The 18,173-nt window shown below is 72.0% G+C and carries 28 protein-coding genes and 1 pseudogene; 4 read left to right on the top strand and 25 right to left on the bottom strand.

Features of this window, described 5'->3' with window-relative positions; translation table 11 throughout:
- Positions 1-197 precede the first annotated feature (197 nt).
- A pseudogene (locus QFZ82_RS39305) lies at positions 198-553 on the bottom strand (hypothetical protein).
- Positions 550-2,370, bottom strand: a complete 1,821-nt coding sequence (gene mobF, locus QFZ82_RS39300; RefSeq protein ID WP_307718029.1) for a MobF family relaxase — start codon at positions 2,368-2,370, stop codon at positions 550-552. Before mobF ends, QFZ82_RS39305 begins: the two are co-directional and overlap by 4 nt.
- Positions 2,371-2,945: 575 nt before the next feature.
- Between mobF and QFZ82_RS39295 the strand changes: the two genes are divergently transcribed.
- Positions 2,946-3,242: a hypothetical protein gene (locus QFZ82_RS39295; RefSeq protein WP_307718028.1), complete on the top strand. Its 297-nt coding sequence runs from the start codon at positions 2,946-2,948 to the stop codon at positions 3,240-3,242.
- A gap of 37 nt (positions 3,243-3,279) precedes the next feature.
- Here the strand turns inward: QFZ82_RS39295 and QFZ82_RS39290 are convergent, their stop codons facing one another.
- Positions 3,280-4,269 (bottom strand): ATP-dependent DNA ligase, encoded by a 990-nt coding sequence (locus tag QFZ82_RS39290; protein ID WP_307718044.1) that lies wholly within the window; start codon positions 4,267-4,269, stop codon positions 3,280-3,282.
- Positions 4,270-4,470: 201 nt separating this feature from the next.
- Here QFZ82_RS39290 and QFZ82_RS39285 point away from each other — a divergent pair, with 201 nt between their 5' ends.
- Positions 4,471-5,163, top strand: coding sequence for a hypothetical protein (locus QFZ82_RS39285; RefSeq protein WP_307718027.1), 693 nt, complete (start codon positions 4,471-4,473; stop codon positions 5,161-5,163).
- A gap of 70 nt (positions 5,164-5,233) precedes the next feature.
- Here the strand turns inward: QFZ82_RS39285 and QFZ82_RS39280 are convergent, their stop codons facing one another.
- Together QFZ82_RS39280 and QFZ82_RS39275 are read right to left on the bottom strand one after the other, a co-directional pair.
- Positions 5,234-6,109, bottom strand: a complete 876-nt coding sequence (locus QFZ82_RS39280; protein ID WP_307718026.1) for a hypothetical protein — start codon at positions 6,107-6,109, stop codon at positions 5,234-5,236.
- 112 nt (positions 6,110-6,221) lie between these two features.
- Positions 6,222-6,347 carry a hypothetical protein gene (locus tag QFZ82_RS39275; protein ID WP_307718025.1) on the bottom strand — a complete coding sequence of 42 codons (126 nt, stop codon included), beginning with the start codon at positions 6,345-6,347 and terminating at the stop codon, positions 6,222-6,224.
- An 827-nt stretch (positions 6,348-7,174) separates the two neighbouring features.
- On the opposite strand from QFZ82_RS39275, the gene QFZ82_RS39270 reads away from it, so the two are divergent.
- The gene (locus QFZ82_RS39270) at positions 7,175-8,308 is read left to right on the top strand and encodes an IS30 family transposase (RefSeq protein ID WP_373429430.1); all 1,134 of its coding nucleotides are present in this window, start codon (positions 7,175-7,177) and stop codon (positions 8,306-8,308) included.
- Positions 8,309-8,535: 227 nt separating this feature from the next.
- Here the strand turns inward: QFZ82_RS39270 and QFZ82_RS39265 are convergent, their stop codons facing one another.
- The 17 genes from QFZ82_RS39265 to QFZ82_RS39185 form a co-directional block, all read right to left on the bottom strand.
- Positions 8,536-9,015, bottom strand: coding sequence for a hypothetical protein (locus tag QFZ82_RS39265; protein WP_307718024.1), 480 nt, complete (start codon positions 9,013-9,015; stop codon positions 8,536-8,538).
- On the bottom strand, positions 9,012-9,221 hold the full coding sequence (locus QFZ82_RS39260; protein WP_307718023.1) for a hypothetical protein: 210 nt from the start codon (positions 9,219-9,221) through the stop codon (positions 9,012-9,014). Before QFZ82_RS39260 ends, QFZ82_RS39265 begins: the two co-directional genes overlap by 4 nt.
- Complete coding sequence (locus QFZ82_RS39255; RefSeq protein ID WP_307718022.1) at positions 9,218-9,733, bottom strand: hypothetical protein; 516 nt, start codon at positions 9,731-9,733, stop codon at positions 9,218-9,220. Before QFZ82_RS39255 ends, QFZ82_RS39260 begins: the two co-directional genes overlap by 4 nt.
- 92 nt (positions 9,734-9,825) lie before the next feature.
- Positions 9,826-10,248 (bottom strand): NUDIX domain-containing protein, encoded by a 423-nt coding sequence (locus tag QFZ82_RS39250; RefSeq protein WP_307718021.1) that lies wholly within the window; start codon positions 10,246-10,248, stop codon positions 9,826-9,828.
- Positions 10,249-10,269: 21 nt separating this feature from the next.
- Positions 10,270-10,452: a hypothetical protein gene (locus QFZ82_RS39245; RefSeq protein WP_307718020.1), complete on the bottom strand. Its 183-nt coding sequence runs from the start codon at positions 10,450-10,452 to the stop codon at positions 10,270-10,272.
- Complete coding sequence (locus QFZ82_RS39240) at positions 10,449-10,931, bottom strand: hypothetical protein (RefSeq protein ID WP_307718019.1); 483 nt, start codon at positions 10,929-10,931, stop codon at positions 10,449-10,451. The genes QFZ82_RS39245 and QFZ82_RS39240 overlap by 4 nt, the downstream gene beginning before the upstream one ends.
- A complete protein-coding gene (locus tag QFZ82_RS39235; protein ID WP_307718018.1) occupies positions 10,931-11,134 on the bottom strand; it encodes a hypothetical protein in 204 nt (67 codons plus the stop codon). Before QFZ82_RS39235 ends, QFZ82_RS39240 begins: the two co-directional genes overlap by 1 nt.
- 25 nt (positions 11,135-11,159) lie before the next feature.
- A complete protein-coding gene (locus QFZ82_RS39230) occupies positions 11,160-11,426 on the bottom strand; it encodes a hypothetical protein (RefSeq protein ID WP_307718017.1) in 267 nt (88 codons plus the stop codon).
- Positions 11,423-11,869, bottom strand: coding sequence for a hypothetical protein (locus QFZ82_RS39225; RefSeq protein WP_307718016.1), 447 nt, complete (start codon positions 11,867-11,869; stop codon positions 11,423-11,425). The genes QFZ82_RS39230 and QFZ82_RS39225 overlap by 4 nt, the downstream gene beginning before the upstream one ends.
- Positions 11,866-12,543, bottom strand: a complete 678-nt coding sequence (locus QFZ82_RS39220; RefSeq protein WP_307718015.1) for a GGDEF domain-containing protein — start codon at positions 12,541-12,543, stop codon at positions 11,866-11,868. The genes QFZ82_RS39225 and QFZ82_RS39220 overlap by 4 nt, the downstream gene beginning before the upstream one ends.
- Before the next feature lie 91 nt (positions 12,544-12,634).
- Positions 12,635-12,940, bottom strand: coding sequence for a hypothetical protein (locus tag QFZ82_RS39215; protein WP_307718014.1), 306 nt, complete (start codon positions 12,938-12,940; stop codon positions 12,635-12,637).
- A 95-nt stretch (positions 12,941-13,035) separates the two neighbouring features.
- Complete coding sequence (locus tag QFZ82_RS39210; RefSeq protein WP_307718013.1) at positions 13,036-13,992, bottom strand: ATP-binding protein; 957 nt, start codon at positions 13,990-13,992, stop codon at positions 13,036-13,038.
- A gap of 94 nt (positions 13,993-14,086) precedes the next feature.
- A complete protein-coding gene (locus QFZ82_RS39205) occupies positions 14,087-14,254 on the bottom strand; it encodes a pRL2-8 (protein WP_307718012.1) in 168 nt (55 codons plus the stop codon).
- 1 nt (position 14,255) lies between these two features.
- The gene (locus tag QFZ82_RS39200; protein WP_307718011.1) at positions 14,256-14,594 is read right to left on the bottom strand and encodes a hypothetical protein; all 339 of its coding nucleotides are present in this window, start codon (positions 14,592-14,594) and stop codon (positions 14,256-14,258) included.
- 11 nt (positions 14,595-14,605) lie between these two features.
- Positions 14,606-15,067 carry a Pycsar system effector family protein gene (locus QFZ82_RS39195; RefSeq protein ID WP_307718010.1) on the bottom strand — a complete coding sequence of 154 codons (462 nt, stop codon included), beginning with the start codon at positions 15,065-15,067 and terminating at the stop codon, positions 14,606-14,608.
- A gap of 64 nt (positions 15,068-15,131) precedes the next feature.
- The gene (locus tag QFZ82_RS39190; RefSeq protein ID WP_307718009.1) at positions 15,132-15,593 is read right to left on the bottom strand and encodes an RRQRL motif-containing zinc-binding protein; all 462 of its coding nucleotides are present in this window, start codon (positions 15,591-15,593) and stop codon (positions 15,132-15,134) included.
- 258 nt (positions 15,594-15,851) lie between these two features.
- Positions 15,852-16,622 (bottom strand): hypothetical protein, encoded by a 771-nt coding sequence (locus tag QFZ82_RS39185; protein WP_307718008.1) that lies wholly within the window; start codon positions 16,620-16,622, stop codon positions 15,852-15,854.
- A gap of 94 nt (positions 16,623-16,716) precedes the next feature.
- Between QFZ82_RS39185 and QFZ82_RS39180 the strand changes: the two genes are divergently transcribed.
- The gene (locus tag QFZ82_RS39180; protein WP_217144802.1) at positions 16,717-16,935 is read left to right on the top strand and encodes a hypothetical protein; all 219 of its coding nucleotides are present in this window, start codon (positions 16,717-16,719) and stop codon (positions 16,933-16,935) included.
- Between the two features lie 81 nt (positions 16,936-17,016).
- Here QFZ82_RS39180 and QFZ82_RS39175 read toward each other — a convergent pair whose 3' ends face one another.
- The 3 genes from QFZ82_RS39175 to QFZ82_RS39165 form a co-directional block, all read right to left on the bottom strand.
- Positions 17,017-17,502 (bottom strand): hypothetical protein, encoded by a 486-nt coding sequence (locus tag QFZ82_RS39175; protein WP_307718007.1) that lies wholly within the window; start codon positions 17,500-17,502, stop codon positions 17,017-17,019.
- Between the two features lie 81 nt (positions 17,503-17,583).
- Positions 17,584-17,781, bottom strand: a complete 198-nt coding sequence (locus tag QFZ82_RS39170) for a hypothetical protein (protein WP_307711474.1) — start codon at positions 17,779-17,781, stop codon at positions 17,584-17,586.
- Between the two features lie 43 nt (positions 17,782-17,824).
- Positions 17,825-17,959 carry a hypothetical protein gene (locus tag QFZ82_RS39165; protein WP_307711473.1) on the bottom strand — a complete coding sequence of 45 codons (135 nt, stop codon included), beginning with the start codon at positions 17,957-17,959 and terminating at the stop codon, positions 17,825-17,827.
- Positions 17,960-18,173: the final 214 nt, after the last annotated feature.

Below are 18,173 nucleotides of genomic sequence, written 5' to 3'. Positions count from 1 at the left end.
CGCGAGTGCCGGACATCGCCGGGCGGTGCGGCGCACCGGGTGCAGTGGCGCACCATCGCGGTGCGCACCACGGTGGCGTCCATCGTCACCCCGGCGCATCGGAGTGGAGTCCACTGAGTGGAGCCCACCCGATGTCGTGCATCGCCACTGGATGCAGAACATCGTGGTCTCCACTCAGTGGACGATGCCCGGCATCGTCACCACAGCCAGGCGGTGGAGTGCCGCACCCGGGACAGAGCGCGGGCATCGCGGCGCGCGGCCGCGTTGCCGATCCGGCTCTGCCGGGAGCGAGGCCGGCGCGACTGCGCGGCGGCGAGGCGGCGAGGCGGCGCTTCCCGGCTTCCTGGAGTCGCTTCCGCTGCTTGCGCAGTTCTGCCTTCTTCGCCGCCTTCGACTTCGGCTTCCGGGGCCGCTTCCAGATCGGCTGCCACCCCAGGGGCTCGTCGGCGTCGGGCTCCTGGTCCTCGGTGAGCGCGGCGGCCATCTGCTCGCGGGCGGCACGGGCGCGGGCGAGTGCGTCGTCGGGGTTGGGGCGTTCTTCCGGGGTGCTCATGCGACTCCTCCTGTGCTCCGGCCCGGCGTGTGCTGAACGCCGGGCTGCTGGGTGTACGGCGGCGGGGCCGTCGCCGGGGTGGGCTGCGGGCGGGGGCCGTGGGCGACTTCGCGCGCCCGCCGGCTGTCCTGGAGCGTGGCGGCCACCTGCGCGGCGGCGGCTTCCAAGGTCTGGCGCGTCTGTTCCACCGTGTCGACGCCGGTCTCCGGCTCCAGGAGGCGGCCGTCCTTCCGGCCGGAGCGGAACGGCCGCGGGTACGACCTCGAGGCGGCGGGCACGGCAACGGTGCGCGGCCGGGTACGGGAGCCCAGTCGATCTGCACGGCGCACCGCATGGACCCGGGCGGCCAGGGCGTCGGCGGCGAGGCGGGCCCGCTCGTACGGCGAGGCAGACCGCTTGCGGGTCAGCGGGCGCAGCACGGCCTGGTCCTCGGTGTCGCGCGGGTACAGGGCGCGCAGGTCGGCGGTCATCATCCGTCGGCTCGCCGGGCGGGTGTAGTCATCGACGACCGCCTGCACGACCTCTTCATCCAGGCCGGGCTCGTGGGGTTGGCCGCGCAGGACGTAGGAGAGGTGGCGGCGGGCTTCGGCGAGCAGGTGGTGGCGCTTGAACGCGCCGCGCATCACGTACACCACGGCGACGACGTCGACGGCGGCCAGGGCGATATCGACCGCTGGCCGCACCCGCGCCCACACCGCCGCGGCCGCCGCCCGGGCCCGCTCCGCCAGCCGGTAGACGGTGCAGGCGCCGAACGCCCGGATCGCGGAGTCCCGCCATCGCGTCCGCAGCTCGGTCAGCGACAGCAGCTCAGTGCGCTTGGGCGGGCGGGTCTGGTCAGCGGCCTGGCAGGCCAGCGCGTAGGCGGCCCGCTCCCCCGGCGCGTGCCCCTGCCGTTCCTCGTACCTGGCCGTCAGGACGGGCAGCGCGTCCTCGATCTGCTGGCGGCGGGTCGACTGCCAGCCGATCAGCCGCCGGTCAATGCCCGCGATCTCCATGACCGGCCGGCGACCAGGCGTCACCTCGCGCGGCTCCCACGCCCACCCAAGCCGGGCGGACACCTCCTCCATGAAGTACAGGATGTAGAGGGTGTCGGCGGCAACAATGTGGGCCAGTGTCGAGTCCGCCGACAGGTTGCCCCACGTCCCCTTGGTGTCCGGCCGCCGGGCACGGATCGAGACCAGCGCATGATCGTGGAGAAGGGGCTTCGATTCCGCAGCTCTGGACTCGTAATGCCGGAAGACGGCGACGATCAGCCCGTCCTTGACCCGGGCGCGCTGCTTGCCGCCGCCTTTCCAACGGATCTGGGCGACCGCATCCTCCAGCCACGCCAGCGTCTTGTCCCGGGCGATGTCCTGGCACAGCTCCAGCACCAGGCGGGTCTCGTAGTCAGCCAGCGCCCACGCGATGTGGGCCGTCGGCGGGGGCCGGAACACCAGGTGCATGCCGAGCCAGGGAATGCGCTCCTTGGCCTTGTCGGTCTTGGGCGAGCGGTTGTGCTCGATGGGCCTACCCAGCACGGTCGCCCGCCTCGCCTGCTCCGGGCTCTTGCCGTGCGCCAGGAGCTCGCGCTCGATCCGGTCGGCGTCCGGGTGCCGGCCCTCCCCCAGGAGCAGCTCGGCCTGCCGCTCGCTCACCACGTCCCCGGCCCTGAGACCGAGCGCGGCCAGGCCCCGGCCCTTCCAGATCCCGGGCGGGACGCCAGCTTCGTCCTGTGCGGCGCGCAGCGACGTGCCCGCCCCGCGGTGGCCGTCGCCGACCATCACACCGCGGAAGAGATAGCGCCCGTCTCCCGGACGGATCTTCGTTTGGCTGATCATCGGGCCATGGAACCCCGGTGCTGACGTGCGAAGAAGCGCGATCCGAGGTCCTTCCCGCCGGGCGGGAGGGCATCGCCAAGTCTTTGCCGGAGCGCCCGTCAGGCGGGCCGTCCAATCAGCCCGAGACGGTAAGCCACCGACGTGTGCACCCTGCCGCCCATGAACCCGAACCTCGGTCACGACGACCTCTGCCCGCTCTGCCGCCGACCGCTCCGGATCGAGTACGGCCACACCGAGCGCTCCGCCCAGCAGGACCACCCGGCCCGTAGCTGGATCACAGGGCGCCGATGCTCCAGCTGCGAGGCCACCCGGCCCCAGCAGTTCTGGGACCGCCATGCGCGCTCTCCACGAGAGCTGACCGTGCCGTGCGAATACTGCGCCACGACCACACGAGCCCCACCCACCACGAGAACGCACACCAACCGACTCCACCGTCATCGACCGCACACCAACGCACCACTCCACCGACAACCCGCCACGACTGAGCACCACGTCACCGACGCCCTTCAACACGAACAGCCACCACCGCCCCCGGCCACCGGCCGGGGGCTTCGTGCGTCCTGGAGGAGTTCGCCGTGCCCACCTACGAGGCCCTGCCCCGCTTCACCGCCGATCTGGACCGCCTCACCCCCGCCCAGCGCCGCCGCTTCCGCCAGGCCGTGGCTGCCTTCGTCGACGACCTGCACGCCGGACGCGGGCGTTTCCGTGCCGGTCTTCGCGTGAAGGGCGTCCGCAGCGCGCCCGGTGTCTTCGAGTTGACTTGGGACGGCAATGGGCGGGCGACCTGGCAATACGGGCCAGCAATACGCCCCGGCGTACAGCACGTCATCTGGCGTCGCATCGGCACCCACGACATCCTCACCGGCCCGTGACGCTGCTCGGACCGCATCGGGAGCGGAGGGGAGGGGGTCAGCTGCTGGCGGGCTCGGCGCCCGCCCCGAAGGGCGGGACGTCCGTGACCGCGACGTCCAGCCGGAGCCGTGCGAAGCGCACCGGGTGTCTCCACGCGCCGCGCTCCTGCGCCGTGTCCACCGTGATCTCGGCGACCAGCTCCGGTTCGACCAGCACGACGTCGAGCGGCGTGCGCGACCCCCAGGAGGTCGTGAACCGGACGCCCTCCCATGAGTGGCCGGGTCCTGCGGGCGTCAGCCGCTCGGCCAGGTCCCGCGCCGCATCCGGCCGCAGCGGCGTACTGCGCCCGACCAGCCGGAGCGTGCCGGTCTGGTCGAGGCGTCCCAGCACGAGCGTCTGCGGCCGCCGTACGGTGCCGGTGATCGCACCCACCACGGCTTCGGTGGTATCGCGGCGGCGCACCTTGTAGAGCGCGCGGGCTCCCGGCAGATACCGCTGCCCGCTCCCCCGGATCACCAGCCCTTCGACGCCGGGCACCTGCGTCCAGGACGTCAGCCACTCCTGCGCCGTCGCCACGTCCGTGGTCTCGGGGCAGAGCGTCCACGGGGCGCTCAGGCCGCGGTCGGTGAACAGCCGCTCCAGCTGGGCGCGCCGCTCGCCGTACGGGACGAGCAGCCGCTCCTGGCCGTCGATCTGGAGGACGTCGAAGGCGATGAAGTGCGCCGGCATCTCCTGGGCGAGGCGGGCGGCGGTCCGGCCGCCGGAGACCGCTCGCCGCTGGAGCGCCTCGAACGACATCTGGCCCTCCACCCACACGACCAGTTCGCCGTCGAGGACCAGGCCGTCGGGCAGGTGGGCGGCCGCGTCCACGAGATCAGGGAAACGGCTCTGCAGGAGACCGCCGCGGCGGGACTGCACGAGCAGCGGGCCGGGCGCCGGCCACGGGGTGAAGACGATCGCCCGGTAGCCGTCGAACTTCGGCTGGAACCGAAGCTCCCCGGGCAGCGCGCCCGGCGCGGGCACCGTGTCGCGGGCCTGCGCCAGCATCGGTTCCACCGGCGGCCGAAGGACCATACGTCCGGTCTACGGGCTGCCCGGTGTCCACGCGACCGGGCGCGGCCACCGGTGTCGAGGGCCCGCGGCCGGTGACCAGGCGGCCGCGAGCTTCGTGCCGATGGAGGAGATCGCGGACGTCATCATGTGATCAGCGCGCACGACCTTGCGCGGTCACATCTCGTTGGGCGGGACATGAAGCTGACTACCGGGCCGGGCCGGGTGGAGGCGTTGGCGGAGGAGGCCGTCGTCGCGGCGTGCACGCTGGCCGACGCCGCCGACCCGTTGCACTGGAGCGCGGCCGCGGTGGAGGACGTGGCCGCCGCCCTCGAGGTCCTGGCCGGTGCGCTCGCCCAGCTCGATCCGGAGTGCGCAGAGATCCTCTCCGTCGTGCCGATCACCGCGGCCGCCGTCGTCGAGCGCGCCGAACAGGCCGGAGCCGGGGCGAGCGAGGCCGTCGGCGGCAGAGCTGCGGCTGGAACGAGTGCGGCGCTGCGCCAGGCACTCGCCGCTCACGGCTTGACCCGGAACCGCGTCCACCAGCTCGGGGCCGCGCTGGTCACGGTCACGCTGGACGCATCCGAGGCGCAGGCCCTGGCCGTGCTCCTCAGCCGACGCGACGCCCTCCCCCGACAGGCGCAGCAGGGGGACGTGGGCGGTTGGGGGGCCGGGCCAGCGGAGACTGCGGCGGCCGCGCTCGCTGACGCTCTCCGCGCCCACGGCACGGGCGCGTACGCACGGGTCCTGGCCTCCGGGCCGGTGAGCGCCGGCCTTACCCCGCAGACTGCCCAGGCGGTGGTCGCGGCCCTCACCGCACGGCCCGGCGCCGCGTCACCCGGCAAGCGGCGCGGGCTCGGTCCCGGCTTCAAGGGTGTCGTCTCACGCTGACTGCCCGGAGCAGTGCCGCCAAAAATCGCGGGACTTCCCCAATTGGGGAAGTCCCGCTCAACAGCAGGGGTCAGTCCTCAACCAGCTCTGCATCGACGATGCCGTCCTCGTCGACGGCGCCAGCATCGACGTTGACATTGGGGGTGGCGTCGGCGTCGACCTTCACCTTGCTGAGGATGCGGCCGATGCGGCGGATGGCGTCCTGCTGCCGCTGGGCCTCTTCGGGGCTACGGGCCTTACGTGCGGCCTTGTCCTCCGTGGCGTTCTCGATTGTCTGTCGCGCCACGTTCAGCAGCTCTAGTGCGCCGTCTACGGGGTCCGAGCTCCGGCTGGGCGTGCCGCTCTGCCGCTCCGCTTCGACACGTTGCGTGGGCATCACCGCTTCAGGTGCGGTAGTCCAGGCGGCGCTGACGGCCTGGCTGCGCTCCGCCGGGTCGGAGACACCCTTGCCGGCTGCCACCGCCTTCTTCACTCGCTGCTGGACCTGGTTGGCGACAAGCCGGACGCCGCCTTCCTGGTGGGCCCAGTACAGCTCGGCGTAGGCGCGCGCGGCCTCTTGGTCGCTGGTGCGCTCCGCGTACGGTTGCAGCTTTCGCAGGTGGCTGTCGGGCAGGGGCCGGCCGAGTTCCTTCTGCACGGTCTGCGCCAGGCGCCAGGTCTTCTGGAGACGATCCGCCTCGCTGGTCGACAGACCGTCGTGCTCCTGCTGCAGGTACTGCTCCCAGGTGCGGGTGCCGTCGCCGCGGTACAGCCGGCGCCTGCGGACCACTTCCAGGGAGTAGCCGAGCATCCAGCGGGCTGTGCGGGCGTTGTCGACGGCGCGGTGGGCCTCGGCAAGGAGGCGCTGCTCGTGCTCGTCGAGCGGGCCATATGCGGTCTCTGGCGTGGCGTCAACGTCGGGGAGGGTCAGTCCCCAGTGCTCCATCGTGAAGGGCTGAGCGCGCATCTGCGGAGGTTCGGCGGGCCGGTCAGGCACAGCCAGGCTCTCCGACGTGGGACTCGCGCTGGCGGGAGGCTGCTGGGCTCCCTTGCTGGCCGCCGCGCGGAAGTCACGACGCTTAGGCACTCTTGATCAACCCCCGGTCCTGCAGCTCGGTGATCAGCTCACCGAAGGGCCCCCGAGCCGCGTGCTCCACCGGGAAGCCGGTGGCCTGCTTGATGTCGTCCAGGACCGGGATCTTCACCGTGAGCACGTTGTAGTCGGCGTCGGTGAGCAGGCCCCGGATCTCCTTCTCGCTCCGAACGTTGGGGGCGTACTCGGTTGAGGAGCACCCACATCGGCGGGGCCGTGCGTGAGGGCCTGTCGAACGCGGAGCGGCCGACCATCGTCTTGACCGGCGTGGAAGTACGCGGCTGATGGACACGCTGGTAGTCGGCCATCGAAGGTTCCATGTGGATGAGGACCAGGTCGGCCACCTTGAGCACGCTGTCTGCGATGTGCGGGTGGTTCTCGGTGTGTCCGACGTCGACGATGTCGATCCCGGCTTCCCCGAGCGGCGTGTACTCCTCAGCGAACTTCGCGGAGGCGTTGTGCTTCACAGGGAAGGGAAAGGCCGCGAGCTCGGACCACTGAGTGAGGTGCTCAGATTCGTCCGCGTCCCACAGCTGCACGCGGTATCCAGCCTCGTGGAATGCGTGTCCCATCATGCCGGTGTCGGTCGTCTTGCCCATACTTCGTGGGCTGATGTTGGCGATGAGCACGGCGCGGCTCTCTCCTCATGCAGTGGCTACGTTCCGCAAGATGCTGCCACGTCTCCCCCGGCACAGTGACCGGCACCACGTCACAAAGTGCTGCCGGGTGATACGGCGATCGCCAACTGGTACGAGGGTGACCGCCGTAGAGGATCGAGCCGGAAACAAAAAAGGCCCGTGCCCCGCCAGATCGCTTCCGTTCTAGTGGTCGTCGCAACACCCCAGTTCAGGGGTGGCGATGGACTTCAAGATCCGGGAGATCCGGACGGCTCAGGGGCCGAAGAAGCTGCTGCGTGAGCGGGAGACATACTTCCGGCTCATGCAGCAGGGCTTGAGCAACAACCAGGCGTGCCTGATCGTCGGCATCAACCCGAAGACGGGCCGCCGATGGCGTAACGGTCGCAGTGCCGACCGCAAGCAGAAGGCGGCACCTCCGGTTCGACCGGTGGTGCCGCCTTCTGACACGTCCAGGTACCTGCGCGAGGACGAACGGGTCTACATCGCCGACCGGCTCCGGGAGAAGGCCACGGTCCGTGCGATAGCCGGTGAGCTGGGCAGGAGCCCGTCGACCATCAGCCGCGAGGTCCGCCGCAACCGGCACCCCACCAATGGCCAGTACCGGCCCTTCGCCGCTCAGGCCCGCGCCGACGCGCGCCGGCCTCGCCCAAAGCCAGGGAAGATCAAACAGAGCCCCGAACTGCGCGCCTTCGTCCAGGACCGCCTGGACCTACGGTGGAGCCCTGAGCAGATCTGCCAGGCCCTGCGCGCCCAGTTCCCCGACCGGCCGGAGATGCACGTGGTCCACGAGACCGTCTACCAGGCCCTCTACGTCCAGGGCCGGGGTGAGCTGCGCCGAGAGCTGGCCAAAGCGCTGCGCACCGGCCGCGTCCGGCGCAAGCCCCGTCGCCAGGCCCAGCAGCGCCAGCCCCGCTTCCGCGATCCCATGGTGATGATCAGCGACCGTCCCGCAGAGGCCGAGGACCGGGCGGTGCCCGGCCACTGGGAAGGCGACCTGATCATCGGCAAGGACGGCGCCTCAGCCATCGGCACTTTGGTCGAACGCTCCACCCGCTATGTGCTGCTGGTGCACCTGCCGAACGGCCGGGGCACCGAGCTGGTCCGCGACGCCCTGGTCGAGACGGTCCAGACGCTGCCGGCTCACCTGAAGCGGTCGTTGACCTGGGACCAGGGCAGCGAGATGGGCCGGCACCGGGAGTTCACCGTCGCCACCGACATCCCGGTCTACTTCTGCGACCCGGCCAGCCCTTGGCAGCGCGGTTCGAACGAGAACACGAACGGCCTGCTGCGGCAGTACTTTCCCAAGGGCACCGACCTGTCCGTCCACAGTCGTGAGCACCTGGCCGCCGTCGCCGCTGAACTGAACGGTCGGCCACGCAAAACGCTCGGCTGGGAAACCCCAGCCGAGCGCCTGCATAAACTGCTCGCGGCCTGATCAACACGACCACGTGTTGCGACGACCCCTAGAAAGCGCCGAGCGGTGGCCCGGGCCTTCTCCGTGCGGTGGCTGGCATCAGGCGCCCGGCTCGCGGGCGTGCCTTCATCCGGGTTGAGGATGCTGGCGGCAGTTACCGGGGCGGCCGGATGCCGACGCTTACGCCGTCCAGAGCTGTTCGGCGGGGTGCTTGGTGCCGTCGTCGCCCTCGTGCAGGGTCGAGGCGGTCACGCGCTCGTTCCCGCGACAGCGGCGTCCAGGAGCGCCACGGCGTCGGCCTCGTACGGGTCGGCGAACAGGTGGTGGTCGCTGACGTCGAACGGTGCGTACCGCGCGGAGACGCGGTGTCCGGGCACGAGGGTGGTCTCCCGGCCGTCCAGCGCGGCGGTGATCCGGTCGTGGTCTTGCTGGGCGTGCCGGGTCTGGGTGTAGGGGCCGAGGCGCAGCAGGGGGTAGCCGTCGAGGCTGTCGTCGCGTTTGCGGGCCTCAATGTAGAGGGCGTAGTGCGCGGGCTCCATGCCGATGTCGTCGGGCAGGGGCAGGCCGGCGGCGGCGTGGGTGAGCATCGCGTAGCCGGGCTGCCAGGTGCCGAGGATCGCGGTCGTCTCGCAGCACAGCCAGCCTCGGTCGGTGTAGCCGAGCTGGCGGCCGTGGAGGTAGGCCGCGGCGTGCGGGGTGTCGGGGTGGACCAGGGCCACGGCGATCATCTCGGGGCCGTGGTCGTCGCCGGGCGGGGGTGGGCGCGTTCCACGAAGGGCCCGATCCGTACGGCGACGTCCTGCGCGTGGCCGGGTGTCCAGGGTTGCGGGTTGCGTACGGCTGCGAGCATCGCGCGGAACTGGTCGACGACGGCCTGGTCCTCGGGTGTGAGGGTGCCGGGAGTGTGGCCGCAGCGGCGGAAGAGTCGCTTCATCGGGTGGGCTCCTGTTCGCGAGTGGGGTGGGTGCTCGCCGGGCGCAGGTAGCAGGCGGCGGCGTTCACGAAGTCGTCGTGGGCAGCCTTCGCGGCCTCGCGGGCGGTGGTCAGGTCCTCGGTGGTCGCGTACGCATCCCGGATCGCGTAGGTGAGCGTGATCATGCGGTCGGCGGCGGCGCGCACGGCCTGGTCCTCGATGAGGACGCGAAGGGCGACCAGGGGACGGGTGACGGCGCTGCGGGTCATGTGGCTCTGGCTGCGCAGGGCCTCGATCCGTTCGGTGCCGGCGCCCTTGAGGATGGCGTCGCCGCGCATCCACATCGCCGTGCGGTGGTCGCTGCCGGCGCAGGCCAGCGCGGTGACGGCTTCCAGTCGGTCGCGGCGGATCGCCTCGCCGTGGGTGGCGCGCACCTGCCGTTCGGCGGCGCGTTCCTGGAAGCGGCCGGACACGATCGCGCCCAAAAGGGTGGCGACGACGGCGAGGCCGGCGGTGACGACGGTGGCTAACACGCGAAGGCTCCTCGGTGAAGGGGGAGAACAGGAAGCGCCGCACCCCGGCCTTCTGGTCGGGGCGCGGCGCTGTGGTGTGTCGTGCTGGTGTGTCAGGAGGCCGTGACCGCGCGGAGGATGTCGGCGTGGTCGAACGCCAGGCGCTCCGGCAGGTTGTCCAGGGGCCACCAGCGGGCGGTTCGCGCGTCGTCTCCGGCGACGATCTGGGTGCCAGCGGGGACGACGGCCACGTACGCGACGGTGACGTACCGGCCGCGCGGGTCGCGGTCGGGCGCGTCCCAGACGCCGATCGGGCGCAGGCTGTCGGCGGTGACGTGGACGCCGGTCTCCTCAGCCAGTTCCCGGGCGGCGGCCGCGAGGCTCGTCTCGCCGGGGTCGACGTGACCACCGGGCAGGGCCCAGGCGCCCTCGTGCGGCGGCCAGCCACGCTCGATCAGCAGGACGTCGCCGCCGGGGGTCAGGGCCACCACGTCGGCGGTGTAGCGGATCGTCTCGAACGTTTCGGTCTCGGTCATGTTCGCCTCTCGGTGGGTGGGCTAGCGGGTGGTGGTGTTGGTGACCACGAGGAACTGGTCGCTGCCGAGGTCCATGACGACCCGGGCGTCGATGCCCTGGGCTCGCTGGGTGGCGGCGTATTCGTCGGCGGGCCAGGAACCGCGGGGGTGGCCGGCGGGGAACCGTTCGAGGACGGTGCGCTGCGCGGGGAGTGCGGTCGTCATCGGAGGTCGCCTTCCTCGTAGGCGTCGATGAGGTCGCCGATCGCGTCGGCGTTGGCAGCCTCGCCGACCCAGCGGCCGGACGCGGTGAACACCGGGACCTGGTCGCGGTCGGCGTCGAAGACGACGACGTAGTTCCCGAACCGCTCCAGTACGAGGTCGAAGAGCACGGAGGCCGGGGCGGCCTCGAGGACCTCCAGGCCGTCGACGGTGAAGTGGGCCGGGGCCTGGGGGTCGTCGGGCTGGACCAGGGTGCCGGTGACGCGCAGAAGGTCGCCGGGCTGGATCTCGCGCAGCAGCACATCGGCGATGCGCGGGTCTCCGGTGGTGCAGGCGTACACGGTGTCCGGGGCGTCGGGGGCGATCCGGTCCGCGTCGGCGGGGGAGTGGATCAGGTCGAAGCGGGCGGTGCCCGAGCCGGTGCCGGGGGCCGGGATCGCGTCGACGTAGCCGTCTATGGCCAGGTGCGTCTGGGGGTTCATCAGCTGGCCTCCGCCAGGGTCTTGGTGGAGCGGGGGGAGCGGGGTCGGGGGGAGCGCTGCGCGATGTCGAGCAGCTCGCGGTTGCGGCGCTGCTGCTCGGGGGTGAGGGGTCGGACCGGCGGGCTGTGGCGGTGCCAGAGCGGCGAGGCTGGCGGCTCCGGGTAGGCGAGGGTGCGGTCGACGTCGGGCTGGGTGCTGCTCATGGGGGGCCTCCAGCTGGAGGAGAGGTCAGGCGTGGTCGGTCGTCCCGCCGCCCTTGGGCGGGTCGGAGACGAACCGGGTCTCGCCGGGGTGCGCCGCGTTCCAGAACTCCGCGCAGACCTTGTGCGCGGGCTCCTTGGCGCGGGACCTCAGCGGGGTGGTGGTGCCGCACAGCACGCACGGGGCGGGCGGCCCGAAGTGCGAATAGTGGCGCCAGTTCAGGAGCTGGACCGGCGCCACAGGCTGATCGGGCGGCGTGGGCACCGCGTGCAGATGGCGGCGCCGGGCGGTCACGGCCGCAGGTGCGGCAGCTGCTGGAGGACCTGGTCGACCAGATCCTCGGCGGGCCGCCAGGGACCGAGCTGCCCGCGCGCCGGGATCGGCAGGGCGAGGGCCTGGACGTGGCTGACCTCCAGATGCCACGCCCCGGGGTTCGCGAACTCGGTGCAGGGCGAGGAGCCGTCCGGGTCCTGGTGGCAGCCGGTCAGCCGGGCGACGCCGATCACGGCGCCGGTCGGCAGCTCGCGGCCGCGAACCGTGCGGGCGATCAGCGGCACGCGCAGGGCGGGCCGGTCGATCTGCTGGCTCGTGTGCAGCAGCAGCCAGCCGCGCCACGACCACGCCCGGGGCCTGTTCTCGATCGTCTTGGTCCCGGCGAGGAGGCAGGCGGCGTGCGGCTGCTTGACGCTGATGCCGCGGATCCAGTCGCCCGCCGGCGGAAGGGTCGCTGTGCTCATGCCGCTCGCCCCCACGCGGCCGTGCCCGGCCTGCCCGCGCGGCGCCCGTTGACGGACGGCACGGTGGCGTGCGCGGCACTCGCCAGGACCGCCCGGCCCGAGTGCTTGCCGTCGTACAGGGCAGCGTCAGCCGCCCTCTGCAGCCGCGTCAGGTCGCGTGCGCCGATCACGTCCGGGGTCGCGGCGCCGACCGACGCGGCGACGTCGACGGAGCTGCCGTCGTCCAGGGTGACCGGCGTGTGCAGCATCCGGACCAGCTGCTCCAGGCGGAGCGCGCGGCGGGCGGCGGGCAACTCCAGGACCACGGCGAACTCATCGCCTCCGAGCCTGCCGACCGCAGCGCGCGGGCCCGCCCAGGCCGTGAGCCGGGCCGCGATCGACGCGAGGACGGTGTCGCCCGCCGCGTGCCCGAAGCCGTCGTTGATCTCCTTGAACCTGTCGGCGTCGACCATGACCACGGCCCCGCTGTCGCCGTGGCGGGCCAGGAGCCGGCGGGCGCGGGCGGTGTAGGCGTCGCGGCGCAGCAGACCGGTCAGCGGGTCCTTCCGGGTCGCCGCGAGCTTGCGGTGCAGCGCCAGGGCGTGCACGGTCCAACCGGTCAGCGGCAGGGCAGCGGTGGTGATCAGAAGGGCGCGCGGGCCGATCCGGCCCTGCACGCGCAGAACGGAGTCCATACTGAGGATCTCCCTCTCGTCTCGTACGGGTTGGGTGGGCCCGGGGCAGCCGTCGAAGCCGCCAAGCACGTGCGGCTGTCCCGGGGCAGAGCTACATCTCGAAGGGCTTGGAGTTGAGCCAGCTGTACGGGTTCCTCCAGGGGCCGGCCTTCGCGGCGGGCCAGTCGAGCTCCCAGCCGGGCCGGTATCCGCAGGCGCACCAGCCGTCCGGGCCTCCGTGGGGGATCTCGCGTCCGGCCTCCGCAGCGGCGCGGGCCGCGTCGTAGACCTCGTGCGCGGCCTGCACGGCGGCGGCGGGATTGTCCGCCCAGCCGGTGAAGACGTGCACGCCTTCCAGGCCGGGCGTCTCGGTGCTTCGTATGGGGACGTCGACCTCGTAGTACGGGGGCTGGGTCATGACGTCCACTCCTCTCGTGATCGCGGTGGTTGAGGGACCACCGCGACCGCCCCGGCCCCGGCGGTGAGCCGGGTCCGGGGCGGCACGGAGGTCCGTCAGCCGTGGATCGCTTCGAGGTCCTGCTCCTCGAGGTCGGGGCCGTCGACCTCGTCGCCCTGGACGTCGTCGTTGTTCGGGCCGTGGACGGTGCAGACGATGTCCTCGTCGTCGTCCAGGTCGCCGTTCAGCGCGCGGTACAGGCAGGTGACGCTGTAGGCGGGCACCCACGCCCGGCCGGTGCATTCGTCGTCGTGCGGGCACGGCACCATCACGTCGAACCCGTAGTCGCCCTCGCCGTCCACGTCGGTGCGCAGGGCGAGGGTGAGGTACTGCTGCCCTAGGCGGATCTCCGCGACGCGGTCGCCGCCAGCGACGTTGGAGCCGGGCTTCCACCGCCACAGCGGCAGGATCTCCTCACCGAACATCCGGCGTACGAGGTTCAGCTCACCGAGGCCGTCGCTGCCGTCCAGTCCGAGGTCGGCCTGCCGCGTCTCGCTCAGGCGCTCCAGGAACGGCAGCAGCCGGTAGATGCTGTCGGAGAAGACGACCTCCGGGAACCCTTCGGCCTTGAGGGTGCGGTGCGAAGCGACCATGGCCTGGTGCTGCTTGACGACCACGTCCTCCGGCACCGTGCGGTTGGCCGGCCGCGGGCCCTGCCGCTCGATGCAGACGCTGCCGGGCGTGGCGACCATGACCGCGATGGGCAGCATGTCGTGCCGCTTGGCGGCGGCGACCAACGGCTCCCTGGCGGACCTGGTGACGTTGGTCGCGTCGACGACAGTGAACAGCCGGCGGCGCATCCTCGCCTCCAGGAGCAGGTGCAGGGCGGCGACCGCGTCACCGGTCGCGTCCTGGTCGCCCGCGTCGTCGCTGACGACCTCGCGCAGCGCGTCCAGGGACAGGACCTGCGAGGCGGGCCAGGTGCGCGCGATCGTGGACTTCCCGGCGCCGGACGGGCCGATGAGGACCACCAGGCTGTGCTCGGGCATCTGCGGGTAGATCAGCTCGGTCATGCGAGATCTCCTTGCGGGTGAGGGCGTCGGGCAGCCCAGAGGAGGCGCTGCCCGGCGTGGGCGGTGATCAGGTCGGCGGCTTCGCGCAGCGGCGTCAGCGGACGATCATGTGGTCGGGGTGGCCGTTCTTCATGTGGTCCACGCACTGCGGGCAGTCCTCGCGCGGACCGAGCCCGGCGTGGGCCTCACGGCTGGCGTACGCGTGGTACCAGCACTGTCGGCACTCCCGTCGGGGCGGATTCATCGCCTTCGTGCTCGCCATCTCAGATGTCTCCCTGCGGGTGAAGGGCGCGGGCAGCCCAGATGAGGCACTGCCCGGCGTGGTCGGTGATCAGGGCGGCGGCCTCGTGCAAGGGGCACGAGGCGTCGCCGTCACGGTCGGGCTCGATCTGCTCGGCACGGCGCGCGGCGACGGTGAGCAGCTGCGCGACGGACGCCATGAACCCGCCGGGCGGGTCGGTGTCCTCGATGAGCTCGCGCAGGATCGCGGCGAGCTCCTCCTGGTCGACGTCGTCGGCGCTGAGGTCGTCCTCGATCTGCTGGAGGGCGAGCTGGGCGATGCCGACCGAGGCGCGGACGCGGTCAAGGCGCGTACGGGTCACCGCGGCCGCCGTCACAGTGCGGTGCCAGCGGCGGCCAGTGCGAGCAGGGCCAGAGCAGCGAGGCTGAGATCGACCGCGCGTCGCAGGTACCGGTACTTGCGGACCGCGAGGACGGACAGGACCCGGATGCGGGCGGCGCGGGTGTCGCCCTGCATGCAGTCGCGGACCGCGTCCTCGTCGAGCTGCGCCCAGTACGGGAAGGAAGCCCGGTCAGCGCCGCTGAGCCGGGGCCGGACGACCAGGAGCAGCAACACGGCGGCCGCGCCCAGGGCGAGGACGGCCGCAGCGCCGAACACCTTGGTCGGCAGGGGCAGGTCCTTGTCGGTGACGGACGCGAGTCCGGCGAGGACGGCGCCGTTGAAGGCGAGCAGTAAGGACGACTTGCCGTCCGTGCGGCTGATCTCGCCTGCGACCGAGGCGCAGGCGGCGTCCATGTTCTTGTCGATGCCGGAAGCAGGGATCGTGGAGGTCATGGGCGGTGCTTCTCCTTGTCGTTGTCCGGCGGGCAGCACGCCGCGGCCCGCCGAAAGTCGTTGGTCAGGCGGCCAGCCGGTGGGTCACCGGGGTCGTGGAAGCGAAGTAGGTGTCAGGGCTGGGCTCGTAGCCCTTGTCGCAGGGGTCGCAGCGGCCCTGGGTGCGCAACGGGAGGCAGAAGTAGTACCGGCGCCTGCATTCCGGGCACGTGGACCTCGCGGCCATGGCCCGGTCCAGCGCCCATTCCTGCGCGAGCGTCGGCGTGCGTTTGGGCCGGGCGAGCTCCACGCTGTAGAGCCAGGCCCGAGTGGGATGGATGCACGCCTGGTCGGGCCGGTAGGAGCACGCCTTGCAGCGCAGGACCGCGACCGGGCCGTGTCCGCCGGGACTCAGCCCCTTCTCCCGTAACTGCCGCCGGGTGACCAGGCCCTCGGGACAAGCGCGCCGGTCGAACTCCGGCAGCATCGCGTCGCTGCGCGGCACCTTCGTGATCTCGCGGCGGCGCTTCTTCCGAGGGCGGGGCATCACCTGCTCCAGATGCCGGGGAGCCGGGCGGGGCGCTGCGGGTAGCGGGGGCCGGGGCGCTGCGGGCGGGGCCGGCCGATCCGGCAACGCGGGCGGGGGATGAGCACGAGCGGTTCCTCCTGATGTCGGTGGACAGCACGCACCGCGCCCGCCAGCGGCGTGCGTTGGCGGGCGCGGTGCGAGGCGGCCGGTCGGCCTGTCCAGCCCTCGCCCGCCCCGGTGTCGGGGTGGGCGAGGACCAGGCGGAGCGACCGGAGGTCAGTCCCGGAAGGGGCAGCTGCTGTGCGGGTGCTGGTCGGCGGCCGGGGCCGGGGCGGGCACGTGGACGTGGATCTCGGGCTTGACGGAGACCTTCGCCGGGCGCCCGGCGACGACGCGGCGGCGCAGGGTCAGGCCGCGCATCGCGAACGCGGACAGGAACGTCCAGGCGAGGACCGCGAGGCCGACCGCGACGGGGCGGCTGGTGTCCGGGGTGGCCGTCCAAACCATGAACACGGAGGCCGCGCCCCACCCCGACCACATCGCGCGCACTCCGTTGTTCCGGGAGAGGTAGCCGAGGACCAGGCCGACGATGCCGGTGAGCAGCCACAGCGTGTAGACGGTGGAGCCTTCGACCGGGAGGCCGGCGGAGTGCTGCGCGATGTACGTGCGCACCGGCTGGTCGACGACGGCGAACACGCCGCTGGAGGTGTCGACGCCGACCTGCACCTTGGGCACGGCGGTGAGCAGCGTGTGCAGCCCCTGGAGGACGACTTCGCCGGCGGCCTTGGCCATCAGCACGACGAAGGACACTCCGGCCACCATCAGGACGGCCCGGAGCCAGGGGGCCATGTACCGGAAGCCGTCCTCGGGGGCGCTGAGGACGTCCTCCCACATCGCGTGCAGGACGCCGTCTTCCTCCCACGCCTCCTGCCACCAGGTGCGCAGCGCGGCGAACCGCGGCTCCTTGGGCGGTGCCTTCGGGAAGGGCACGGGGAGGTGGGTGAGCTCCTGGTGGTTCTGGCCGGGGGTGTGGTTGTTGGACTGCACGGGGCAACTCCTTGTTGTCGATGCGGGGTTCACGGAGCGTGTGAGTGGGCCAAGCTGTGAGCGACGGGACCGAAGAGAAAGGGGGGCGGCTGGGATGGGGTGGTTCACCCGTGATGAGCCGGAGGAAGTCGTCTTCGAAGAGGTCGTGGACACGGACGGGCAGATCTGGCCCGCGTTCACCGACGACGACGGTGTGCTGTGGATCGACGTGGACTACGACGTCGAGGTGACGATCAACGGGGCGATCGTCGACGGGCAGATCCGGGGTGCCGAGGTCGACGACCACGGCCGGATCTGGATCGACTACGACTGACCGCGAGGCCGGACGGCCTGTCCCGCACCCGAGCCCCGGCCCGCGGGCGAGGTGTCGGATACGAGGCAGGGCGCCCGGAGCTCAGCGGACGTCGTTGCAGGTACGGGAGAACATCCCGCGCTGGTTGCTGGTGTTGTTGATCTGCGTGTTCTGCACGACCGGGCCCTCGTACACGTTCTTCGTGACCGTGGAGCGCGCCTTGTTGATCGCGCCGCCGATCGCGGTGGCGACCATGGCGACGCCCGCGAACGGCAGGGTGACCATGAGGACGCCGTAGAGCGTGACGGAGGCCAGGCCCTGGAACACGAGCCAGGCTCCGCAGCCGACTCCGGTGATGCCGGCGCCGACGCCGATGGAGGCCACCGCGATCCCGGCCGCCCAGGCGGGCACGATCCGCTTGTCGTCCTGATGGACGGGCGGGGTGTCGCCGTACGGCGGGACCTCGGATTCGTCGCGGAACGACGTCGGGAACTGCCGCTCGGGGCGCATCGCTTCGGCGATGATCCGCTCGGCTTCGGTCTTGGCTTCGGAGTCGGACAGTGGGCGGGTGACGTGGTTGAAGTCCACGGTGAGCTCCGTTCGGGGCAGATGCGGGGGCGCCCTCCCCGCCGTGGTGGCGGGGAGGGCGCAGGGGGCGAGCGGGATGGGCTACTGCTGTTCGGCAGCGTTCTCGAGCGCGCCCGGCGTCGGGTACTGCCAGAGCGGCCGGCGGGTCTCGGAGCGGACCACCAGGCCGTTGCGGCGGCCGGTGCGCAGCAGGTCGTCGACCAGGGCGCGGGCCTCGGGGCTGGCCGCGAGGACGGCGGCGGCGTCGTCGACCACGAGGGTCAGGGGGCTGTGATTCATCGTCGTGTTCTCTCTTTCGTTAGGCGGTTGGGGTCTGGGGTGGTCAGAAGCTGCTGATCCATCCGGCGACGGAGGAGACGGCGCCGGTGATCGTGGGGGCGATGCCGGTGTTGGCGAGGAAGAAGCCGAACAGGCAGACGGCGATGCCCGGCATGATCCGCTGGTAGCCGGTGCGCACGAGGATGAAGACGATGAGTAGGTGTTTTTGAAGGCTGGTCGTGGGGTGCGTACGGCTGGATGATCTGGGTTGTGGCGTCTGGCGGGGTGGGCCGGCGGTACTGCCGGGAGTGTGGTGATCCGCTTGCGTCGTCGATGGCGGCGGAGGCGGTGTTCTGCTCGGGTCGGTGCAGGTCGAGGCGGTGGCGGAGGCTTCAGCGGGCACGGCAGCGGGT

The sequence above is a fragment of the Streptomyces sp. V4I23 genome (assembly GCF_030817975.1).
Lineage (GTDB): Bacteria > Actinomycetota > Actinomycetes > Streptomycetales > Streptomycetaceae > Streptomyces.
The sequence above is the reverse complement of the archived record's forward strand: the minus strand, read 5'-3'. Positions and strand labels throughout refer to the sequence as shown.

Bases quoted from the DNA above. Each gene is read 5' to 3' on its own strand.
- QFZ82_RS39180 (WP_217144802.1), top strand. From the start codon at position 16,717: ATGGGGTGGTTCACCCGTGATGAGCCGGAGGAAGTCGTCTTCGAAGAG.
- QFZ82_RS39225 (WP_307718016.1), bottom strand. From the start codon at position 11,869: ATGAGCACAGCGACCCTTCCGCCGGCGGGCGACTGGATCCGCGGCATC.
- QFZ82_RS39195 (WP_307718010.1), bottom strand. From the start codon at position 15,067: ATGACCTCCACGATCCCTGCTTCCGGCATCGACAAGAACATGGACGCC.
- QFZ82_RS39210 (WP_307718013.1), bottom strand. From the start codon at position 13,992: ATGACCGAGCTGATCTACCCGCAGATGCCCGAGCACAGCCTGGTGGTC.
- QFZ82_RS39290 (WP_307718044.1), bottom strand. From the start codon at position 4,269: ATGCTGGCGCAGGCCCGCGACACGGTGCCCGCGCCGGGCGCGCTGCCC.
- QFZ82_RS39280 (WP_307718026.1), bottom strand. From the start codon at position 6,109: ATGCGCGCTCAGCCCTTCACGATGGAGCACTGGGGACTGACCCTCCCC.
- QFZ82_RS39250 (WP_307718021.1), bottom strand. From the start codon at position 10,248: ATGACCGAGACCGAAACGTTCGAGACGATCCGCTACACCGCCGACGTG.
- QFZ82_RS39170 (WP_307711474.1), bottom strand. From the start codon at position 17,781: ATGAATCACAGCCCCCTGACCCTCGTGGTCGACGACGCCGCCGCCGTC.
- QFZ82_RS39220 (WP_307718015.1), bottom strand. From the start codon at position 12,543: ATGGACTCCGTTCTGCGCGTGCAGGGCCGGATCGGCCCGCGCGCCCTT.
- QFZ82_RS39260 (WP_307718023.1), bottom strand. From the start codon at position 9,221: ATGAAGCGACTCTTCCGCCGCTGCGGCCACACTCCCGGCACCCTCACA.
- QFZ82_RS39190 (WP_307718009.1), bottom strand. From the start codon at position 15,593: ATGCCCCGCCCTCGGAAGAAGCGCCGCCGCGAGATCACGAAGGTGCCG.
- QFZ82_RS39235 (WP_307718018.1), bottom strand. From the start codon at position 11,134: ATGAGCAGCACCCAGCCCGACGTCGACCGCACCCTCGCCTACCCGGAG.
- QFZ82_RS39285 (WP_307718027.1), top strand. From the start codon at position 4,471: ATGAAGCTGACTACCGGGCCGGGCCGGGTGGAGGCGTTGGCGGAGGAG.
- QFZ82_RS39205 (WP_307718012.1), bottom strand. From the start codon at position 14,254: ATGGCGAGCACGAAGGCGATGAATCCGCCCCGACGGGAGTGCCGACAG.
- QFZ82_RS39240 (WP_307718019.1), bottom strand. From the start codon at position 10,931: ATGAACCCCCAGACGCACCTGGCCATAGACGGCTACGTCGACGCGATC.
- mobF (WP_307718029.1), bottom strand. From the start codon at position 2,370: ATGATCAGCCAAACGAAGATCCGTCCGGGAGACGGGCGCTATCTCTTC.
- QFZ82_RS39270 (WP_373429430.1), top strand. From the start codon at position 7,175: ATGCAGCAGGGCTTGAGCAACAACCAGGCGTGCCTGATCGTCGGCATC.
- QFZ82_RS39265 (WP_307718024.1), bottom strand. From the start codon at position 9,015: ATGATCGCCGTGGCCCTGGTCCACCCCGACACCCCGCACGCCGCGGCC.
- QFZ82_RS39245 (WP_307718020.1), bottom strand. From the start codon at position 10,452: ATGACGACCGCACTCCCCGCGCAGCGCACCGTCCTCGAACGGTTCCCC.
- QFZ82_RS39215 (WP_307718014.1), bottom strand. From the start codon at position 12,940: ATGACCCAGCCCCCGTACTACGAGGTCGACGTCCCCATACGAAGCACC.